Annotated in this window: 13 protein-coding genes; 9 read left to right on the top strand and 4 right to left on the bottom strand. The window is 65.0% G+C overall.

Going from position 1 to position 17,864, the window contains the following annotated elements; all coding sequences use genetic code 11:
• Positions 1 to 177 precede the first annotated feature (177 nt).
• From ACVOLO_RS06965 to ACVOLO_RS06950, 4 genes are all read left to right on the top strand, one after another.
• Positions 178 to 972, top strand: a complete 795-nt coding sequence (locus ACVOLO_RS06965; RefSeq protein ID WP_481569555.1) for an aminoglycoside adenylyltransferase family protein — start codon at positions 178 to 180, stop codon at positions 970 to 972.
• A gap of 60 nt (positions 973 to 1,032) precedes the next feature.
• Positions 1,033 to 1,245 (top strand): DUF4287 domain-containing protein, encoded by a 213-nt coding sequence (locus ACVOLO_RS06960; protein WP_481569521.1) that lies wholly within the window; start codon positions 1,033 to 1,035, stop codon positions 1,243 to 1,245.
• Between the two features lie 64 nt (positions 1,246 to 1,309).
• Positions 1,310 to 1,765: a GyrI-like domain-containing protein gene (locus ACVOLO_RS06955; RefSeq protein WP_481569520.1), complete on the top strand. Its 456-nt coding sequence runs from the start codon at positions 1,310 to 1,312 to the stop codon at positions 1,763 to 1,765.
• Positions 1,766 to 1,813: 48 nt separating this feature from the next.
• Entirely contained in the window at positions 1,814 to 2,776 is a 963-nt protein-coding gene (locus ACVOLO_RS06950; protein WP_481569519.1) for a tetratricopeptide repeat protein, read from the top strand.
• Between the two features lie 39 nt (positions 2,777 to 2,815).
• Here the strand turns inward: ACVOLO_RS06950 and ACVOLO_RS06945 are convergent, their stop codons facing one another.
• Entirely contained in the window at positions 2,816 to 3,862 is a 1,047-nt protein-coding gene (locus ACVOLO_RS06945; RefSeq protein ID WP_481569518.1) for a S66 peptidase family protein, read from the bottom strand.
• A gap of 239 nt (positions 3,863 to 4,101) precedes the next feature.
• Positions 4,102 to 7,662 (bottom strand): methylmalonyl-CoA mutase family protein, encoded by a 3,561-nt coding sequence (locus ACVOLO_RS06940; protein WP_481569517.1) that lies wholly within the window; start codon positions 7,660 to 7,662, stop codon positions 4,102 to 4,104.
• A 304-nt stretch (positions 7,663 to 7,966) separates the two neighbouring features.
• Here ACVOLO_RS06940 and ACVOLO_RS06935 point away from each other — a divergent pair, with 304 nt between their 5' ends.
• Positions 7,967 to 9,064 carry a Glu/Leu/Phe/Val family dehydrogenase gene (locus ACVOLO_RS06935; RefSeq protein WP_481569516.1) on the top strand — a complete coding sequence of 366 codons (1,098 nt, stop codon included), beginning with the start codon at positions 7,967 to 7,969 and terminating at the stop codon, positions 9,062 to 9,064.
• A 95-nt stretch (positions 9,065 to 9,159) separates the two neighbouring features.
• Here the strand turns inward: ACVOLO_RS06935 and ACVOLO_RS06930 are convergent, their stop codons facing one another.
• Positions 9,160 to 12,006 (bottom strand): S8 family serine peptidase, encoded by a 2,847-nt coding sequence (locus ACVOLO_RS06930; RefSeq protein ID WP_481569515.1) that lies wholly within the window; start codon positions 12,004 to 12,006, stop codon positions 9,160 to 9,162.
• Between the two features lie 184 nt (positions 12,007 to 12,190).
• Between ACVOLO_RS06930 and ACVOLO_RS06925 the strand changes: the two genes are divergently transcribed.
• The 4 genes from ACVOLO_RS06925 to ACVOLO_RS06910 all read left to right on the top strand — a co-directional run bounded on the left by ACVOLO_RS06925 (position 12,191) and on the right by ACVOLO_RS06910 (position 16,202).
• The gene (locus tag ACVOLO_RS06925; RefSeq protein ID WP_481569514.1) at positions 12,191 to 13,366 is read left to right on the top strand and encodes a thiolase family protein; all 1,176 of its coding nucleotides are present in this window, start codon (positions 12,191 to 12,193) and stop codon (positions 13,364 to 13,366) included.
• 123 nt (positions 13,367 to 13,489) lie between these two features.
• The gene (locus ACVOLO_RS06920) at positions 13,490 to 13,831 is read left to right on the top strand and encodes a hypothetical protein (protein WP_481569513.1); all 342 of its coding nucleotides are present in this window, start codon (positions 13,490 to 13,492) and stop codon (positions 13,829 to 13,831) included.
• Between the two features lie 139 nt (positions 13,832 to 13,970).
• On the top strand, positions 13,971 to 14,354 hold the full coding sequence (locus ACVOLO_RS06915) for a hypothetical protein (RefSeq protein ID WP_481569512.1): 384 nt from the start codon (positions 13,971 to 13,973) through the stop codon (positions 14,352 to 14,354).
• 150 nt (positions 14,355 to 14,504) lie between these two features.
• The gene (locus tag ACVOLO_RS06910; RefSeq protein WP_481569511.1) at positions 14,505 to 16,202 is read left to right on the top strand and encodes a diguanylate cyclase; all 1,698 of its coding nucleotides are present in this window, start codon (positions 14,505 to 14,507) and stop codon (positions 16,200 to 16,202) included.
• On the opposite strand, the gene ACVOLO_RS06905 is transcribed toward ACVOLO_RS06910, so the two are convergent.
• Positions 16,203 to 17,843 (bottom strand): acyl-CoA dehydrogenase family protein, encoded by a 1,641-nt coding sequence (locus ACVOLO_RS06905; protein ID WP_481569510.1) that lies wholly within the window; start codon positions 17,841 to 17,843, stop codon positions 16,203 to 16,205.
• Between the last annotated feature and the right edge of the window lie 21 nt (positions 17,844 to 17,864).

Below are 17,864 nucleotides of genomic sequence, written 5' to 3'. Positions count from 1 at the left end.
AGGCGAACGATGGAAAGCTCCCCCTCATCCGCCCCTTCGGAGCACCTTCCCCTGCAGTCCCTCACGCGGGAGAAGGAAGAGGGCGCTGGCCGACGCAATGCAACACCAGAACGGGCGCCGCAAGGCGCCCGTTCTGTTTGCGGCACAATCAGCCTTTCGCAACTGATTGCCGTCTTCATGACTCCGCATGTCCCCGATACCATCGCCGACCAACTCGGCCTTGCCTGCAAGGCGATCGAGCAACGGCTGGCGAACAACCTGCTTGCCATCCACCTCTACGGCTCCGCACTCGACGGTGGCTTGAAGCCCAGCAGCGACATCGACCTGCTGGTGATCGTGGCGCAAGCACCCGATGAAGCCACCTTGCGGAATCTGCAACGCCAGCTGTTGGCCATCTCCGCGCCCCCCGGCCAACACCCACAGCTGCGCGCCCTCGAAGTAACGGTCATCGCACGCGATCACCTCACGCCCTGGCGCCATCCGGCACGGCGTGAACTGCAGTTCGGCGAATGGCTGCGCGCGGACATCCTGGCCGACAGGCTCGAACCGCCCACGACCGATCCCGACCTCGCCATCCTGCTGACCAAGGCGCACCGGCACAATGTCGCCCTGTACGGCCCCGCCATCGGCAAGCTGCTGGATCCGGTCCCGCGCCGGGATTTCGTCCAGGCATTGAACGACACCGTGATGCAATGGAACACACCCGATGACTGGCGCGGCGACGAAATCAACATCGTGCTGGCATTGGCGCGCATCTGGTACAGCGCACGGACCGGCGACATCGCGGCCAAGGACGTTGCCGCCGACTGGCTGCTGCAACACCTGCCCGCCGAGCATCACGCCATCGTTTCGCAGGCGCGGCAAGCCTATCGCGATGGCCGCCCCGCCACGTTGCCGGATACAGCGCTGGCCGCATTCATCCACTTCGCCAAAACCCACATCACCGGCATCCTCGGACAAGCGCAGAATTGAGTCGCCGAGACAACGCATTTCAACCATCATTCCCACTGTGTCATCCCGCAGGAAACAGCAATGACCAGCGATAAAGTCCAGGGCCCGGCCTCGTACTTCCCGTCCATCGAGAAAACCTACGGCAAGCCGGTCACGCACTGGTTTGCGCTGCTGGACACGGTCAAGGAAAAGAAACACATGGAACAGGTGGCCTTCCTCAAGGAACAGCACCAGATCGGTCACGGCCACGCCAACGCACTGGTCGCCCATCACCGTGCGCAGCGCGGCGGCTGAACCCACCGGCCCGCATCCACATCCCCTCGCCCGCCTCCTGCGGGCCGCTTTCGAGAACCACGCCATGCAGTCACGCATCATCGAACGTCCCGGCTTCACCGTTGTCGGGATGGAATACCTGTTCCGCGACGGCGACGAGGGTTTCGGCCAACTGTGGGAGCGTTTCATCCCGCGCGAGAACGAAATCACCGGCAAGCGGGAACCTGCGGTCAGCTACGGCGTCTGCGTTCCACGCGCCGATGGTTGGCTGCAATACGTGGCCGGCTTCGAGGTCGAGGACGATGCGCCGGTGCCGGCAGGCATGGTCCGCATCCAGGTACCGGCACAGCGCTATGCCGCGTTCACCCACATCGGTACGGCGGCGCAGATCGGCACCAGCTTCAAGACCATCATGGATCACCTGCTGGAGGAACATGGATTCCAGGCCTGTGATGGCGTGGACTTCGAGCGCTACGACCAACGGTTCGACGACCCGTTCGACCCTGCCTCGGAAATGGAGCTGTACATCCCCATCCACTGAGCCACGACCGCACGCCGGCCCCGCAATACCGCAATGGAAGCGCACACAATGAACGAGCAAGACGAAGCACTGCAGGAACTGCACGAACGCGCCTACGCAGCCGTGGACGCGGGGGAACTGGCCGAGGCCGCACGCGACTTCGCCGCCTTGCTGGAACGCGTTCCCGAAAACCCGTACTACCACTACATGCAGGGGCTGGTGCACAAATACCTGCTGGATTGGCCGATTTCGCTCCGGCACAACCTGCAGGCCATCGCGCTCTCAGATGAATTCAGCCAGGCCCAGCACTGGAATGCGGCCATCGCCGCGACCGCACTGGGCGACTGGGAAACCGTTCGCAAACTCTGGACGGCCTGCAGCATCTCGCTGCCCGAAGGCGCTGGCCCCATCGATGGCGACTTTGGCCTTGCGGTGGTGCGGCTGAACCCGTGGCAAGGCGGCGAAACCGTGTTCGTGCGCCGTATCGATCCGGTGCGTGCACGCCTGCTCAACGTGCCCTTGCCGGAAAGCGGCCACCGCTTCGGCGATATCGTGCTGCACGACGGCGCTTCCACCGGCAGCCGCTTCGATGGCGAGCGCGAGGTCCACGTCTTCAACCAGTTGGGCCGGCTGGTGCCGTCCGAGTTCCAGACCTTCGTCGTGTTCGTGCGCGCCAACAGACAGGCCGATATCGACGCCCTGCTGCAGGCGACCGCACCGGGCATCGGTTATGCCGAAGACTGGACCCGCAGCATCCGCCATTACTGCCTGCGCTGCAGCTACGGCGCGCCGCACCAGCATGATCACGACGAAGAGAGCGACTGGCAGAGCGAGCGCAACCTGGGCATCGCTGCACAGAGCCGGAAATCGGTGGAGAAGCTGCTCAAGGATTGGGCCAGCGGTCACAGCGGGCGCCACATCGACGCCATCGAAACCCGCGAACATGCGCCGCCGGCCTGTGTTGCCGGCGGCAGCTGGTGGATGTCCCCCGATGAGGACGAGCAGGAAGACAGCGGGGACGAAGAAGAATAAGCAGTTGGGCGCGGCAGCCACCGCCGCGCCCTTGCCCACTCAGACGCCGGAGAACACCGGCTCCAGCAAACGGAAACTGCCGGCGTCAGCATCCATCTCCACCTTGCCGCCCACCGGCACGATGAACTGCTCGCGGATGTGGCCGATCATCGCGCCGCGATAGGCGGGGATCTTCAACGGCAGGATGTAGTCGTCGAAAATCTGGTCCAAGGTCAGCGAGCCGTAGCCGTCGCCCGGGTTGCAATCGGTGCACTCACCGAAGATGAAACCGGCGATCTTGTCCAGCGCGCCCATCAGCTTCAAGGTGCTGAACATGCGGTCAATGCGGTACGGCGCCTCCTCCACGTCTTCCAGGAACAGGATCTTGCCGGTGAAATCCGGCAGATACGGTGAACCCGCCAGCGCGCTCAGCACCGTGAGGTTGCCGCCCACCAGCTCACCACTTACACGGCCGCCACGCAGGGTAAGCGCGCGGTTCCGGCGCGGCACCAGCTCGTCGTCGGCATCCACCACCGTGTTCTGGTACTGCATCAGCTCCCGCTTGAAGAACAGGCTCTCGAACTGGTCGGCATTGAAGCGGTTCCAGGTGCCCGAACCGATCTGCCCGTGGAAAGTCACCAAGCCGGTGCGGGCCTGGATCGCGCTGTGCAGCGCGGTGATGTCCGAGTAGCCCAGCAGGATCTTGGGGTTGGCGCGGATGCGCTCGTAATCCAGCAACGGCAGCAGACGCGCCGCTCCCGAGCCACCGCGCACGCAGACGATGGCCTTGACCTGCTTGTCGGCAAACATGGCGTTGATGTCGCCAGCACGCTCGGCATCGGTGCCGGCCAGGTGGCCGTAGCGGGCATCGTAATGTGCGCCGGTCTTCACCTTGAGGCCAAACGCCTCCATGGCTTCGCGCGCCAGCTGCAGGCTCAGCCGGTCGCTGGTGGCCGAGGACGGGCTGACCAGCCCGACCGTATCGCCCTTGCTCAGCGCCGGCGGCAGCACACGGGCACGCGGCGCGGCCGCCGCCGTGCCCTGCATGCCAAACAACGGCAGCGCGGCTGCCAAAGCGGTACCACCGATGAAACGCCGTCTATCCATGCTGCTACCTATTGCCCGGGATGTGCGCCCAAGGGTAACAGCCAGGATTATCAGCAGCCCAGGTAGAGCCGAGCCATGCTCGGCTGGAGCCGTACCGGGAAAGCCTCTGCCGAGCATGGCTCGGCACTACAAGGCTGGGTTTGCTTGGAAAGCCTCTGCCGAGCATGGCTCGGCACTACAAGGCTGGGTTTTCTTGGAAAGCCTCTGCCGAGCATGGCTCGGCACCACCTGCACGGGGATTACATGTTGCGGCGGTACTCGCCGCCCACGTCATATAGCGCGTGGCTGATCTGGCCCAGGCTGTGGGTCTTGACCGCTTCGATCAGCGCCTCAAACACATTGCGACGATCACGCGCGGTTTTCTGCAGGTAGGCCAGGCCGTGGCCATCGTGCGCGTCGCCTTCATCGGCCACGGCGCCTTCGACTTCATGCGAATGCGAGGTCTCGCCCGCCGGTGCCAGGGCATTGCGATTGCGCTGCCAGTTGCGCACGTTCTCGATCTGCTGGCCCTTCTCCTCCTCGGTCGAGCGGATCAGCTCGATCTCGGTGGCCACCTCGCCGGCATGCTCCTTGGGCAGGAACATGTTCACGCCGACCAGCGGCAGGCTGCCGTCGTGCTTCTTGTGCTCGTAGTACAGCGACTCTTCCTGGATCTTGCCGCGCTGGTACATGGTGTCCATTGCACCGAGCACGCCACCACGTTCACTGATCGCCTCGAACTCCTTGTAGACCGCCTCTTCGACGATATCGGTGAGCTTGTCGACGATGAAGCTGCCCTGCCACGGGTTCTCGCAGAAGTTCAGCCCCAGCTCCTTGTTGATGATCATCTGGATCGCCACCGCGCGGCGCACGCTTTCCTCGGTCGGCGTGGTGATCGCTTCGTCGTAGGCGTTGGTGTGCAGGCTGTTGCAGTTGTCGAACAGCGCATACAGCGCCTGCAACGTGGTGCGGATGTCGTTGAACTGGATTTCCTGCGCGTGCAGCGAACGGCCCGAGGTCTGGATGTGGTACTTCATCATCTGGCTGCGCTCGTTGGCGCCGTAGCGCTCACGCATTGCGCGCGCCCAGATGCGGCGTGCAACGCGGCCAATCACCGTGTACTCCGGGTCCATGCCGTTGGAGAAGAAGAACGACAGGTTGGGCGCGAAGTCGTCGATCTTCATGCCGCGCGCCAGGTAGTACTCGACGATGGTGAAACCGTTGGACAGGGTGAAGGCCAACTGGCTGATCGGGTTCGCGCCGGCTTCGGCGATGTGATAACCGGAGATCGATACCGAGTAGAAATTGCGCACCTTGTGGTCAACGAAGTACTGCTGGATGTCGCCCATCATCCGCAGCGCGAACTCGGTGGAGAAAATGCAGGTGTTCTGCGCCTGGTCTTCCTTGAGGATGTCCGCCTGCACCGTACCGCGCACCGTGGACAGGGTTTCGGTCTTGATCCGCGCGTAGGTCTCCGCATCCACCAGCTGATCGCCGGTGACTCCCAGCAGCGCCAGGCCCAGACCATTGTTGGTCGGCGGCATATCACCGTGGTATTGCGGGCGCGTGCGGCCCTCGAAAAGCCTGGCGATTTTCTGTTCCGCCTCGGCCCAGCGCGCCGGATCTTCCTTCAGGTATTTTTCGACCTGCTGATCGACGGCAGTGTTCATGAACATCGCCAGGATCATCGGCGCCGGGCCGTTGATGGTCATCGACACCGACGTGGTGGGCGCGCACAGGTCAAAGCCGGAATACAGCTTCTTCATGTCATCCAGCGTGGGAATGTTGACGCCGGAGTTGCCGATCTTGCCGTAGATGTCCGGGCGCGGTGCCGGGTCTTCGCCATACAGGGTGACGCTGTCGAACGCAGTCGAAAGACGCGCGGCCGGCTGACCGACGCTCAGGTAATGGAAGCGGCGGTTGGTGCGCTCCGGCGTGCCTTCGCCGGCAAACATGCGGATAGGGTCTTCGCCGGTGCGGCGGTACGGATACACACCGCCGGTGTACGGATACGAGCCGGGCAGGTTTTCCTTCTGCAGGAACACCAGCAACTCGCCCCAGCTGCGGTAGGTGGGCGCGGCGATCTTGGGAATCTGCTGGTGGCTGAGCGACTCGCGGTAGTTCTCCACGCGGATGGTCTTGCCGCGCACCTGGTATTCGTTGACCGGCTCAGTGATCGACTTCAGCCGTGCCGGCCACTCGCGCAGCAGGCGCAGCGCATCGGAGTCGAGCGACTGCACCGCGTCGTTGTAGCGCTGGCGCAGGGTACGGATGCTGTTGTCAGCATCCGCAGCGGTCAGCGCATCGGCCGCATACAGATCCAGCGCACCCGGCAACGTGACGTCACCCAGTTCCTTCAGTGCCTGCCACAGACTCTGCGCACGCTCGGCCACTTCGGCCTGCGATTCGATACGGGCGTTGATGCCGCGGCCCTGCTCGGCAATCTCGGCCAGGTAGCGCACGCGGCTGCCGGGGATCAGCACCGTCGCACGCGGCTCTTTCAGCGTCGTGTCGATCTGCGGCTGCAGGCCAGCGTCTGCCTTGGCCTTCTCGCGCAGCAGACGGCACAGGTTGGCGAACATCCAGCTGATGCCGGGGTCGTTGAACTGGCTGGCGATGGTCGGATAAACCGGCACATCCTCATCCTTCATCGTGAAAGCGACGCGGTTGCGCTTCCACTGCTTGCGTACATCACGCAGCGCATCTTCGGCGCCGCGTTTGTCGAACTTGTTCAACACCACCAGTTCGGCGTAATCGAGCATGTCGATCTTTTCCAGCTGGCTTGGCGCGCCGAAGTCGCTGGTCATCACGTACATCGGGAAGTCGACCAGATCGACAATTTCCGAATCGCTCTGCCCGATACCGGCCGTCTCGACGATCACCAGATCAAAATGCAGCGACTTCAGGAAGCCGATGCAGTCACGCAGCACCGTATTGATCGCCGCATGCTGGCGGCGGGTTGCCATCGAGCGCATGTACACGCGCTTGGAGCGCAGCGAATTCATGCGGATGCGGTCGCCCAGCAGCGCGCCGCCGGTACGGCGACGGGTCGGGTCCACCGAGATCACCGCAATGCGCATCTGCGGGAAGTTGGCCAGGAAGCGGTTCAACAACTCGTCGGTCACCGACGACTTGCCCGCACCGCCGGTGCCGGTGATGCCGATGACCGGCGTTGCCGGTCGGGATTGGGGATTGGGGAATGGGGATTGACCATCCGCCTTGGCCCATTGTTTGCGAAGCCTCTCCAGCTCACCATCGGTCCACACGCCGTCTTCCAACGCGCTCAGCACGCGGCCGATGCCGATCTCGTCGCTGATCTCCGGCATCACGGCAAGCTGCGGTTCCCGAATCCCGAATCCCGAATCCCGCGCGCTACCAGCGCGCTGAACCACATCCTCGATCATCTCCACCAACCCCATCTTCATGCCGTCGTTGGGGTGATAGATGCGCTCCACACCGTAGGCCTGCAGCTCGCGGATTTCCTCCGGGGTGATGGTGCCGCCACCGCCGCCGAACACCTTGATATGGCCGGCACCGCGCTCCTTGAGCATGTCGACCATGTACTTGAAGTACTCGACGTGGCCGCCCTGGTAGGACGACAGCGCGATGGCATCGGCATCTTCCTGCAACGCCGCCCGCACCACGTCTTCGACACTGCGGTTGTGGCCCAGGTGGATCACTTCGGCGCCCTGCGCCTGGATAAGACGGCGCATGATGTTGATGGCCGCGTCGTGGCCATCAAACAGGCTGGCGGCGGTGACGAAGCGCAGCGGGGTGGTTTCTGGCTGCGTCTGCGGGAACTGCGAGGCGGGGGTGCTCATGGGCCGTGCAACATCCGGTTTCTGTTGAAACCGATCATAGAACCGCGCGCGCGCGAGGTCAGGTTGCAGCGCAGCGTGACCTTTCCCGGGTTTAGGCTATCGGTAACAGGGCTGAAGACCCGTACGGGCAAAGCAAGGGGCGGCGTCAGGCATGCCTGTCTGAACATTCCCGAACCGGGAATGGATTAGAATGGCCCCCTCGCGACCCGTCACCCCAACGACGAAGTCGCATTTTTGTTTTATGGGCCGCCATTTTGGCAGCAAGATCACTGACGTTGTGGTAACAACCGCCATCGGAGCTTCCATGCTTTTCGAAACCCTCGAAACCTCCGGCCATGAACAGGTCGTGTTCTGCCAGAACCGCGATGCAGGCCTGAAGGCGATCATCGCCATCCACAACACCACCCTGGGCCCGGCACTGGGCGGTGTGCGCATGCGCCCCTACGCCAATACCGACGACGCGCTGCGCGACGTGCTGCGCCTGAGCCGGACCATGACCTACAAGAACGCGCTGGCCGGGCTGAACGTCGGCGGCGGCAAGGCCGTGATCATCGGCGACCCCCGCACCGACAAGAGCGAAGTGCTGTTCCGCGCCTTCGGCCGCCAGGTCGAGGCACTGGGTGGCCGCTATTTCACGGCCGAAGACGTGGGCACCGACGTCAACGACATGGAAAACATCTACCTGGAAACCGGCTATGTCACCGGCGTGCACCAGGTCCATGGCGGCTCCGGCGACCCGGCCCCGTTCACCGCCTACGGCGCGCTGCAGGCGTTGATGGCATCGGTGAACCGCAAGTTCGGCCATGAGGAAATCGGCAAGGTCAGCATCGCCGTGCAGGGCCTGGGCCACATTGGCATGGAGCTGGTGAAGCTGCTGCGCGAACGCGGCGCCAAGCTTCAGGTGACCGACCTGGACCCGGTGCTGGTGCAGCGCGCGGTCACTGAGTTCGGCTGCGAAGCGGTCAAGCCCGATGCCATCTACGACGTTGCGACGGATGTATTCGCCCCCTGCGCGATGGAAGGCGCCATCGACATGGCAACGCTGGACCGGCTCAAGGCCAAGGTCATCTGCGGCACCGCCAACAACCAGCTGGCCAGCCATGCAGTGGGCGACGAGCTGCACAAGCGCGGCGTGTTGTGGGCGCCGGACTACGCCGTCAATGCCGGCGGCGTGATGAACGTGTCACTGGAGATCGATGGCTACAACCGCGAACGCGCGATGCGCCTGATTCGCAGCATCTATCACAACCTGGGCAAGATCTTCGACCAATCCGAACGCGATGACATCTCGCCCCAGCGCGCGGCCGACCGTATCGCCGAAAGCCGCCTGGATGCCATCGGCAAATTGAAGCTGCCGATGGGCCGTTCCACCCCGCGCATGAACCGCCTGCGGGGCGAGTAAGCCCCGCAAGCCAAGAGCCCCCTCCCCAACCCTCCCCTGCGCGCTGCGCAAGGGAGGGAGTCAGGTATCCGCGCGGGTTGCCGCCCCGCCCTGTGTCAGAACTCCTGCGAAAGCCGCAACGACACCTGCCGGTTGTCGCCACGTGGGCCAACACGCTGGTCATAGCCCAGCGACAAACGCGTGCTGCGTGACAACCACGAATCCACCGACAGCCCAAGCAGGCCACCGGAGCGCGCCGGCTGCAGCCCGACCATTGGCGCCCACGCATCCACGCCGACGAAGCTGGCATCCAGCGTCAAACCGCTGCCATCCAGGGCCTGCTGCCACTCGGCGTAGCCATTGAAGGCAATCCGCTTCCACAGGTACTGGCCACGCAGGCCGGCCAGCGCCTGGCTGCGGCGGCTGCTCCAGTCATCGGCACGCAGGCCAAAGCCATAGCCGCCCTGCTCGCGAAAGGCGTCGTTGTCGATGCGGGTGTATTCCGCGCCCAGGTAGGGCGTGAGAGTGGCCGCGCCTGCGCCCAGGCGATACCCGGCCTCGACACTGCCGGAGAGGAAATTGCCGCTGTAACGCGCATGCACCCCGGCACGTTCACTGCCCAGCAACAGGCCGCGGTCCAGCTCGCGCTGGTACTGGCCAAAGCCGGCCTGGCCCAGCACATACGCATTGCCCATGCGCCAACCGGCATACAGCTGCGACTGCGTCTGCCGGTCACGGCTGCGATCCTGCGCTACCCCGGCCATGCCGTTGGCGCGGGTCTCGCCAAACGCAAAACCGAGCACACCGTTGCCGGCGATGGCCGCCTCGCCGCCCATCATCCAGCCGCCCACGTTGTAGTCACTGCCCAGGTAACCACCCTGTCCGCCGCCGCCCAGCGCGCGCGTCCAGCTGCGCACCTGCGAGGGCGTGGATGTCGCGTCGGCAAACTGCGCCGAAAGCGCGCGACGATTCATGTCAACGCTGTCGAAGGTCATCGCGGTTGCCGCTGCATGCGCCTTGCCGGACAGGCTTTCCAGGCTGCTACCCAGGCCATTGAAACCACCGCCGACCTGCTGCACCGCCGCCGCAGCAGCGCCGAACGTGCTGCCCTGCAGAGCAAGGTCACCATCCAGCAACTCGAATGCGCGCTCCACCCGCTGCGCCACCGACATGGCCTGTATGCCCAGCCCTGCCGACTGCGCTGCACTGGTTACGCTGACCTGGTCCAGCACCAGCCACGCATTGTTGGGGTCGTAGTCGTAATGGCTCTGCAGCAGGCTCAGGCCGGTGTTCTGGGTTACCGCGGCAGGCGTGGCGAACGCTCCGCTTACACCGCCACCGGCATGCACAAGATCCTGCCGCGTGCCGTCCTGCGCGACGTAGCCGCTGACCATGCCGTTGATCAGCACGCCGCCGTCCAGCGTCGCCGTACCACTGACCTGCAAGGCCTTGGCACCCAGCGCGATCATCAACTGCGCGCCCGCACGCTGCACGTAATTGCCTTCAATGGTGCCGCGGCTGTCATCACCGATCAGCAATACGCTGCCGCCGTTGTCGACGTTGCCCACCACGCGCGTGTCGCCATTGAGGAACTGCAACGCGGCAGCGGATGGATTGGACTGCGGCACGATGGTGACATCGGAGCGGATCGAGCCGCCGTCGCGCAACGCCAGCGTGCCCCGCTCGATGCGGGTGGCACCACTGTAGGTGTTGCTGCCCGACAGGCTCAGTGCGGCAGCGCCACGTTTCACCAGCCCGCCATTGCCGCTGATGTCATTGCTCCACACCGATTCCAGCCCGAACTGATCGACATCAACCACGGTGTCGCCCCAATCGAACTTCGCCGGCCCCTTCACTGCCTTGCCAACGTTGAGCAGGCCGTAGCCAAACTGCGCATCCGGGCCCGGCGTGCCCAGGTCGGTCGCCGTGCCCAGCAGTGTCTGCCGCACCAGATCATTGTTGAAATACGGAAACGCCTGCCACACCAATGCCGCCGCACCGGATACCAACGGCGCGGCGAACGATGTACCGCTGTTGTACTGATAGCTCAGGTTGCCGGCGGTGCTCTGATGACCGACATAGGCCGCCGTTCCCGGCGCAACCAGGCAGTAGTCCTTCGCCACGCCGCAGGCATTGGAATACGACGCCAGCTGCGTTGGATTGGCGGTGTCCAGCGCCGCCACCGCCAGCCAGCCGCGCTCCAGGTCCGCCGCCGGCAAGCTGCCACTGGGCCCCAGCTGGCTGGGCAATGCGGCCATGCTCGACGGGTTGCTGCGCGACTCGTTGCCGGTGGCAAACACCACCAACCCATCGTTGTCGATGATGAAAGGCCGGTACTCGGCGGCGATGGGCGCCGTGGCGGTGGGCTTGCTCCAGTACAGCCCGCCCCAGGAGTTGTTCATGATGCGCACGCCGGCACGGATCAGGTCGTCATGGATCGGCGCGAAGCCCAATGCACCATCCACCTCATTGCCCTGTCCGGAGCCGTCATCGGTGGGCCGGGTGTCGCTGATGATGCGGGCCGACACAATCTGCGCCCCCGGTGCAACACCGCCCGGCCACGCACCCACCGCCGCACCTGCGGCCAACTCGGCCACTGCGGTGCCATGGCCAACCACGTCATCGACGTTGGCATTGTTCCGGCTCGGGTCCAGATAGAAGTAGTTGGCCACCACCCGCCCAGCCAGTGCCGGGTGATTGCGCATCACGCCCGAGTCGACCACGCCGATGCGGTAGCCGGCACCTGTCAGCCCCATGGCCTGCGCAGCCTTGGCATTGGTCAACGCCAGGTGCGCATCCATCGCCGGCTGCGGCGTGGGTGGAGGCGTGGTGGGTGGAGGTGTCGTCGGGGGTGGCTGTACAGGTGGCGGACTCGACTTTGTCCCGCCACCGCCACCACACGCCCCCAGCGCCATCGCCAGTGACCCGGCCAAGACACCACGCACAGCCAAATTCCTGTTCATTGCTTGCCCCCTCGTCCTGATAGGTACAGCTGCCGCCAATTCAGGTATTGCCGGCAACCAGCTCCCGGCGACCGACCTTCTATACTGCAACGACAATCCACTGTCCGCCGGATGTGCCGTTGGTCCAATGGGCTACGCCCCGGCGACGTTCGATAATTGCCGCAAGGTATAACCGAGATTGCTCATGTCCGACATCGTCATCGCCGCCGCCAAACGTACCGCCATCGGCTCCTTCCTTGGCCAGTTCAACGGCGTCCCCACCCCGACCCTGGGCGCAGCTGCCATCAGCGCGGCCATGGCGCAGTCCGGCGTTCCCGCCGCCGACGTCTCCGAAGTGATCATGGGCTGCGTGCTACCGGCCAACCTGGGCCAGGCCCCGGCGCGCCAGGCATCGCTGGCGGCCGGCCTGCCGACCAGTACCGGCGCCACCACGCTCAACAAGGTCTGCGGTTCGGGCATGAAGGCCATCATGCTGGGCCACGACCTGATCAAGGCAGGCTCGGCCAGCATCGTCGTCGCCGGCGGCATGGAGTCCATGTCCAACGCCCCGCACCTGCTCCCGAACTCGCGCACCGGCAACCGCTACGGCAACTTCCAGGCCGTGGACCACATGGCATGGGACGGCCTGACCAATCCCTACGACGGCCAGGCCATGGGTGTGTTCGCCGAAGGCACCGTGGCCAAGTTCGGCTTCACCCGTGAAGAACAGGACGCCTACGCCATCGAGTCGGTGACCCGCGCGCAGGCCGCGCAGGCCAACGGCGCGTTCAACGACGAAATCGTTGCGGTCAAGGTCGCCACCCGCAAGGGCGAAGTCGAGTTCAACCAGGACGAACAGCCGGGCAAGTCGGACATCGCCAAGATCCCGACCCTGCGCCCGGCGTTCAAGAAGGACGGCAGCGTTACTGCCGCCAGCTCCTCCAGCATTTCCGATGGCGCCGCCGCCGTGGTGCTGCTGTCGGCCGACGATGCCGCCCAGCGCGGGGTACAGCCACTGGCCCGCATCGTGGCCCACGCCACCTTCTCGCAGGAGCCGGAGTGGTTCACCACCGCGCCGATTGGTGCGATCAAGAACGTACTGGACAAGGCCGGCTGGAAAATCGGGGACGTGGATCTGTTCGAGATCAACGAAGCCTTCGCCGTGGTGGCCATGGCGCCGATCCGCGAGTTGGGCATCCCGCATGAAAAGGTCAACGTGAATGGTGGCGCCTGCGCACTGGGTCATCCGATCGGTGCATCGGGTGCACGCTTGGTCGTTACGCTGGTAAGCGCCTTGCGCACGCGTGGCCTCAAGCGTGGTGTTGCGTCGCTCTGTATCGGCGGCGGCGAAGCAACCGCCATCGCCATCGAATTGATTTAATTTGGAAATTCAAGAAATTCTGAAATATGAATGCGGGACCGCTTGACAGTCGAAATGGGCTTGTCATCATGTTCCCGGCGCGCAATGGCGCGTTGCCAAATTTCCACGACGAGGATTCACACAATGAGCATCAACAAGCTGCTGATCGCGATGGCCCTGGGCCTGGCCCTGACCGCCTGCTCGAAGCAGGAGCAGGCTGCCGACGCCGCCGCTGCTGCCGACACCGCCGCCACCGAAGCACAGGGTGCTGCTGACCAGGCTGCTGCCGCTGGCGCCGCTACCGCTGACGCTGCCCAGGCTGCTGCCGACACCGCCGCTACCGCTGCTGACGCCGCTGGCGAAGCCGCTGCTGCTACCGCCGGCGCTGCTACCGACGCCGCTGCTGGCGCCGCTGCTGACGTTGCCGAAGCCGCCAAGGACGTCGCAACCGAAGCCAAGGACGCTGCTGAAGAAGCCAAGAAGTAATAACTTCTTCTTCGAAGCACGTTTTGAGAAGCCGCTGGTTCGCCAGCGGCTTTTTTATTGCCCCCACACTGCGCCGTTGACGCGCTCTGAATACGCCATTCCCTAGGCTTGCAGCGTTGCCCCAACCCGGAGAAACGCAATGAAGCTGTTCGTTCCCCTGCTTGCAGGAAGCCTGGTCCTGGCGCTTGCGGGCTGCAACAACCCCGACGCCGAACAAGCCAAGCGCGATGCCGCCGCTGCTGCGGAAGCGGCCAAGGACGCTGCACATTCGGCAGCCGATGCCACCCGGGATGCCGCCAGCCAGGCAGCCGAAGCCACGCGCAATGCAGCGGCCGAATCGCAGCAGGCACTGGACCAGGCGGCCGATGCCACCAGCCAGGCGGCAAAAGATGCTTCTGTTTCGGCAAAGCAGGCCGCCGCCGATGCCAGTGCGGCCACCGCCGATGCCGCACAGAAAGTGGCCGACCATGCTCACGACGTTGCCAAGGATGCACGCGACAAGGCAGAGCAAGCCAAGCGTTGATAGACTTCCCCGCGCAGCCACCGCTCACCCGGTGGCTGCATCACTGGCGCGATGCCAGCAACACCGGGGAATCCCGGAGAACAATCCGCTTACACAAAACTGCTGGCGCGGGGACTGCACCGGCTTCACCCTCACGCACTCGAAGTGGCGATGCAACAGCGCACACGTAACAAGCTCGCACTGGCCTTTTCCGCGCTTGTCTTCATTGCCATTGGAGTCGGCGTTTTTGTCGGTGCCCGCTGGTTCATCGCCGACGCACGCCTGGTCGCACGCACCCATGAAGTCATCGGCCACATCGATGAAATCCAGGCGATGGTGCTGGATGCCGAATCTGCCCAGCGCGGTTACCTGCTGACCAACAACCAGGCATATCTGGTCGATTACCAGATGAGCGTGGAGCGCTTGCCGCTGATGCTGGCTGCACTCTCCCGCTCCGTCACCGACAACCCCGAGCAGATCCAAAGGGCACACACGCTCGAAGAACTGGTCGGGCGGCGGCTGATGCAGATGCAGCAGGTGATTGACATCTACGACCGCCAAGGCCTGGACGCCACGCGCGCGGCCATCAACCAGAGTGCGTTCCGCACCACCAGCGCCATCCGCGAGCAGGTACGGCTGATGGTGCAGGCCGAGCAGGTACTGCTGGCCGAACGCGCAGCCAGTTCACGCCGCAGCGCGGATCTGCTGCTGGGCCTGGCCTTTGCCGGCATTCCGTTCGGCCTGGCGGTGGTGGCCTCGGTGTACGGCATTCTGTTGTCCGAACTGCGCCGGCGCTCGCGCGCGGAAAAACGCGCCGCCAGTGCCAGCCAGCAACTGGCCATCAATCTTGAGCACCTGGAGCGCTCCAGTGCCGACCTGCAGACGCTGGGCCGTTACACCGGGCTGCTGCAGAGCTGCGCCAACCCGGAGGAAGCGCTGGAGATCACTGCGCGCACGCTGGAAGCGTTGCTGCCCCAGATCGCCGGTTCGGTCTACCTGCTGCGCGCCTCCAATGACCGGGTGGAGAACATCGTCAGCTGGGGCACACCGCAGGTGGAAACCAGTGCCTTCCTGGCACCGAGTGACTGCTGGGCCATCCGCCGCGGGCAACCGCACCTGACCGACGACCTGCACCGTGACGCCGGTTGCCCGCACATCGCGCGCCCCGAGCCCGGCAACAGTGTGGCAACGGCCTGCATCCCGATGTCGGCGCAGGGCGTGCAGCTGGGCTTTCTGTTCCTGTGCGGCGCCGGCCCCGGGCCCTTGCCCAGGCTGACCGTGGCCGAATCCGCCGTCGAGCAGCTGTCGCTGGCCCTGAGCAACCTGCGCCTGCGCGAATCGCTGCGCCTGCAATCCATCCGCGATCCCCTCACCGGCCTGTACAACCGGCGCTACCTGGAGGAATCGCTGGCGCGCGAGGTGGCCCGCTGTGGACGCCGCGAGTTCCCGCTGTCGGTGCTGATGCTGGACGTGGACCACTTCAAGCAGTTCAACGACACCCATGGCCACGGCGGTGGTGATGCGCTGCTGGCCGCGGTCGGGCAAATGCTGTCCTCGCGTTTGCGCGGCGAGGACATTGCCTGCCGTTATGGCGGCGAAGAGTTCACCGTGATCCTGCCCGAATCCGACCGCGCCTCGGCACTGCGTTATGCCGAGGAGCTGCGCCTTGCCCTGTCGCAGATGAGCGTGCCGTTCTCCGGCAAGACACTGCCGCCGATCACGGTGTCGCTGGGCGTGGCCACCTATCCGGTTGATGGCGTGGCGGGCATCACCTTGCTACGCAAGGCCGATGCCGCGCTGTACCGCGCCAAGCGCAGCGGCCGTAACCGTGCGCTGGCGTTCGACGCGAGTCTCGACGGCGCCGGCTGATCAATCCACCGGCAACGCGCGCGCCAGAACATCGGCAAACGGTGTGGCGGCATCCAAGGTACCGTAACAATGGCCCAGCCCAGCCAGCCGCGACTGCACGAACAAGCCCGCCAACGGACTGCCCGCGCGCAACAGCAGGGCGGCCTGCAACACCACGGCCAACCGTGCGACCAGGCTGCGCGCGTCGGCCTCCACGACGGCGGCGTCTGACAGCATCTGCGACACCGCCGCCAGCGCGCGGTCATAGGCCTCCAGCCGACCACCGGCCTGCTGCAGTTCGTCCAGCAGCGCGGCGCGTGCCTGCGGCTCGCGCGCCAGCGCGCGCAGTACATCCAGGCACTGCACGTTGCCGCTGCCTTCCCAGATCGAATTGAGCGGCGCCTGCCGGTACAGCCGCGGCAGCATCGATTCCTCGACATAACCCGCGCCGCCCAGGCATTCCTGCGCCTCATTGACGAAGGCCGGCGCGCGCTTGCAGACCCAGAACTTGCCGATGGCCGTGGCGACCCGCGCGAACGCCGCCTCGCGCGGATCTTTTGGCGCAGCATCCACCGCCCGCGCCACCCGCATCGACAACACCGTGGCTGCTTCCGATTCCAGTGACAGGTCCGCCAGCACGTTGGCCATCAGCGTGTGTTCGACCAGGCGCTTGCCGAAGCTGCGCCGGTGCCGGGCGTGATGCAGTGCCTGCGCCAGGGCCATGCGCATTTCAGCTGCCGCGCCCAGCATGCAATCCAGCCGCGTCAGCATCACCATCTCGATGATGGTGGCGACACCACGGCCTTCCTCACCAATGCGCCGCGCCCATGCGCCGCAGAACTCCACCTCGCTGGAGGCATTGGCCCAGTCGCCCAGCTTGTCCTTCAGCCGCATCAGATGAAACGCATTGCGTCGCCCGCAGGGCAGACGGCGCGGCATCAGCAGGCAGGTCAATCCGCCAGGTGCCTGCGCCAGCACCAGCCAGCCATCAGACATGGGCGCGGAGAAAAACCATTTGTGCCCCACCAGGCTGTATTCGCCCGGCGTGGCCAGCGGTGTCGCGGTGGTGGTGTTGCCACGCACATCCGAACCGCCCTGCTTCTCGGTCATGCCCATGCCCAGGGCGATGCCGGCCTTGTCAGCGATGGGCAGGTCGCGCGGATCGTAGAACGGCATGGCGGCCTTGTTGGCCCATTCGGCCAAGGCCGGTTCCTGCCGCAACACCGGCACTGCCGCGTGGGTCATGGTCAGCGGGCAACTGGTGCCGGCTTCGGCCTGATGATGCAGATAACTCAGCGCCGCACGCGCAACATGCGCACCGGCCTGCGGCGCATGCCAGGACAGCCCGCCAACGCCGTGTGTCTTGGCCGTGGACATCAGCTGGTGATACGCCGGATGGAAATCCACCGTGTCGATGCGGTGGCCCTGCGCATCGTGCGTGCGCAACTGCGGCCGCTGGCGGTTGGCCTCGAAGCCGGCGCGGTACAGATCACCGCCGGCAAGTTCACCGTAATGCGACAGCGCCGCCATGAACGCCTTGCCGCCTTCGCGCATCATCGCCTCCTGCAGAGCAGGCTCATCGCGCCACAGGTTGCGGCCGCCAAACGGCGGCGGCTGGTTGTCGACGACATGCGTTTCAAACGCGGGCAATTGCAGCGTCATGGCGGCGGCTCCTTGTGTGGG

Source organism: Stenotrophomonas sp. STEN056, from assembly GCF_056759635.1.
The sequence above is the reverse complement of the archived record's forward strand: the minus strand, read 5'-3'. Positions and strand labels throughout refer to the sequence as shown.